Annotated in this window: 4 protein-coding genes; all 4 read right to left on the reverse strand. The window is 64.8% G+C overall.

The features are described 5' to 3' along the window. A partial coding sequence (locus VMJ11_RS08730; RefSeq protein WP_325618939.1) for a formate dehydrogenase accessory protein FdhE occupies nucleotides 1–708 on the reverse strand: 708 nt, incomplete at its 3' end. 111 nt (nucleotides 709–819) lie between these two features. Continuing rightward, nucleotides 820–1,446 (reverse strand): formate dehydrogenase subunit gamma, encoded by a 627-nt coding sequence (locus VMJ11_RS08735; protein ID WP_325618941.1) that lies wholly within the window; start codon nucleotides 1,444–1,446, stop codon nucleotides 820–822. Then, nucleotides 1,433–2,371: a formate dehydrogenase subunit beta gene (gene fdxH / locus VMJ11_RS08740; protein WP_325618943.1), complete on the reverse strand. Its 939-nt coding sequence runs from the start codon at nucleotides 2,369–2,371 to the stop codon at nucleotides 1,433–1,435. The genes VMJ11_RS08735 and fdxH overlap by 14 nt, the downstream gene beginning before the upstream one ends. 12 nt (nucleotides 2,372–2,383) lie before the next feature. Beyond that, nucleotides 2,384–3,164: molybdopterin dinucleotide binding domain-containing protein (locus tag VMJ11_RS08745; protein ID WP_325618945.1), on the reverse strand; the 781-nt coding region annotated here is incomplete at its 5' end.

The raw sequence follows: 3,164 nt of genomic DNA on the forward strand, positions 1-3,164 counted from the left end.
GCCCTTGGTCGAATCGCAGTTCGTGCACTTCACGCGCACGACGTGGGCCTCGGTCCCGCACAGGCCGCATTGCGCGTAGCGATAGCCCTGATACGCGCCGCCGATGCGCACGATGCTGGCCACTGGCGGCGAGCCGCACACGGGGCACACGCCGGGCGCATCGACATAGGGCACGTCCTGAACGTCGATGCGGCTTGCGAGGTCGGTCCACACCACCTGCAGCGCAGCCACGATGAACGGCGCAGTGGCGGGCGCGATTTCCGTGTAGCGCTGCGCGAGGATCGCATCGGCCTGGGCGTCGAGCTGGGCCGCGTCCATGGCGCGCAATGCGTCGAGCACTTTCGCGAGCGCGGGCGTGACAGCGCCTGCGGCCTCGACGCGATCGGCAAGCCGGTACAGCAGCGTGCGCCATTGCGGATCGCGCTCGCCCGAGAGCGCCGGCAGGATCGGCATGGAATGATGTTGCGCGCTGGCGATCGCCTCGCGCGATGGCGGCGTGGCGCTGAAATGTTCGAGCGCTTGCTGCTGCGCATCGACGAGCACCGCCATCAACCGCACGTAGCCGCCAATGGGATTGTGATCCGCGAGGCGCCGCAGGCGCGCGGCACGCGTGCTGAAGTGCGCGGCGCGCTCGGGCAGGCGGATGCGTGGTATGGCCGAGGGATCGCGTGCCTGGATCTGCTGCGGGTCGAGTATGCGTTGTGTCACGACGGGAAGGCTCCGCTCCACAAGGAAAAAAAAGCCGCCGCACCCTGCCGGGCCGGCGGTCTGCCACCCGCGCGCCACCGCCTTCACGGCAGGCGGCGCGCAGCCTGTGCACTACTTGATGCTCTCGCGGAACCAGCGCGGATGATGCTTTCTCGCCCATCCCCAGGTCACGTATCCGCGCGTCATTGCGCCGATCGAGCCCTTCACCCAGAGTGCCGCGTAGATATGGACGATGATGCCGCAGATCAGCACGAACGCCGTCACCGCATGCACGACCGAACTGAGCCGGATGATCCCGATGGGGAAATAGAACGAGAAATATCGCCGCCAGATCACGATGCCGCTCAACAGCAACAGCACGAGGCAAACCACCATCACAAAGAATAGCAGCTTCTGTCCCGCATTGTAGCGGCCGATCTCGGGCAGCCTGTCTTCGCGATTGTTCAGCACATCGCCCATCTGCTTCATCCACTGGATGTCGTCGCGGTCCAGATAGTTGTGATGCCAGAAGCGCAGCGCAAGGATCAGGAACGACACGAACATCACGATGCCGATGAACGGATGCAGAACGCGCGTCCACTGCCCGCCGCCAAGCACCGCGTAAAGCCAGGACATGGCCGGATGAAACATCGCGAGGCCCGAGAGCGCGAGCAGGATGAAGCTGATCGCCGTGATCCAGTGATTGCTGCGCTCATTGGGCGTGTAGCGCAGGATCAGTTGCGGTTCATCGTGTTTCATCGTCACGCTCCTCGGGTGGTTCGCCGCGAATGCGCCGCGCCTCTTCGCGCGCCGCGGCTTCGTCTTCGGCAGTCACTTCATTCGGGCCGACCCGTGTGTAATGGAAGAACCCGGCCAGCGCCGTGAGCGCCATGACGGCAAGCGCAACCGGCTTGGCCACGCCCTTCCAGAGCCGCACCATCGGGCTGATGCGCGGGTTGTCGGGCAGGCCGTGATAGAGCGACGGCCGGTCCGCGTGGTGCAGCACGTACATCACGTGCGTGCCGCCCACGCCCTGCGGATCGTAGAGCCCGGCGTTCTCGAAGCCACGCTCCTTGAGGTCCTCGATGCGCTCGGCCGCGTGCTGCTTCATGTCCTCCTTGGTGCCGAACACGATCGCGCCGGTCGGGCAGGTCTTCACACAGGCGGGTTCCTGCCCCACGGCCACGCGATCCGAGCACAGTGTGCACTTGTATACGCGGTGATCGGTCTTCGAGAGGCGCGGAATGTTGAACGGGCAGCCGGTGATGCAATAGCCGCAGCCAATGCAGTTTTCCTCGTGGAAATCGACGATGCCGTTCGTGTACTGCACGATCGCACCCGGCGAAGGACACGCCTTCAGGCAGCCCGGATCCTCGCAATGCATGCAGCCGTCCTTGCGGATCAGCCATTCGAGGTTGCCGTCCTGGTTCTCGTATTCCGCGAAACGCATCACGGTCCACGAGTGCTCGGTGAGATCGTGCGGGTTGTCGTAGACGCCCGTATTGACGCCGATTTCGTCGCGCAGGTCGTTCCACTCCATGCACGCGGTCTGGCACGCCTTGCAGCCGATGCACTTGCTCACGTCGATGAGCTTCGCGACCGTGCCCGTGACCGGCTCGCGTACGCCCGGCGGGGGCGTGGTAGTGGCGGACTGGCGCCTGATGTCGAGTGATTGCAATGCCATGGTTCGCGCCCCCTATGCCTTTTCGACTTTCACGAGGAACGACTTGAACTCGGGTGTCTGCGAATTGCCGTCGCCCACGGGCGGCGTAAGCGTATTCGTCAGATAGCCCGGTTTCGTGAGCCCCTTGAAGCCCCAGTGAAGCGGCACGCCAACGGTATGCACAGTCTTGCCTTCGATCGTGAGCGGCTTGATGCGTTTGGTGACCACCGCCACCGCGATCAGATAGCCGCGATTGCTCGACACCTTCACGCGGTCGCCCGCGACCACGCCCACTTCCTTCGCCAGCGCCTCGCCGATCTCGACGAACTGCTGCGGCTGGATGATCGCGTTCAGCCGGGCATGCTTGGTCCAGAAGTGGAAGTGCTCGGTGAGGCGGTACGTGGTCGCGACGTGCGGGAATTGCTGAACGGTCGCGAAAGTCTTGCGGTCATCGGGGAACACGCGCGCCGCCGGATTGTTCGTGGCGAGCGGGTTGTTCGGGTGGAACGGGTTGTAGCCGAGCGGGTTTTCAAACGGTTCGTAGTGCTCGGGGAACGGGCCTTCGTTCATGCCGTCGCGCGCGAAGAAACGCGCGACGCCCTCGGGGTTCATGATGAACGGTCCCATGCCCTGATCGGGCGCTTCGTCGACCTTGTAGTCGGGCACGTCCGGACCCGTCCACGCGCTGCCGTTCCAGCCGATCAGCTTGCGGGTGGGATCGAACGGCTTGCCCGCCGTATCGCACGAGGCGCGGTTGTAGAGCACGCGCCGATTCGCCGGCCACGCCCAGGCCCAGTTGAGCGTCTGGCCGATG

Origin of the sequence: Paraburkholderia sp., from assembly GCF_035501035.1 — a bacterium.
Classification (GTDB): Bacteria; Pseudomonadota; Gammaproteobacteria; order Burkholderiales; family Burkholderiaceae; genus Paraburkholderia.

Excerpts from the sequence above, each read along its gene's own strand:
- fdxH (WP_325618943.1), bottom strand. The coding sequence starts at position 2,371 with ATGGCATTGCAATCACTCGACATCAGGCGCCAGTCCGCCACTACCACG.
- VMJ11_RS08735 (WP_325618941.1), bottom strand. The coding sequence starts at position 1,446 with ATGAAACACGATGAACCGCAACTGATCCTGCGCTACACGCCCAATGAG.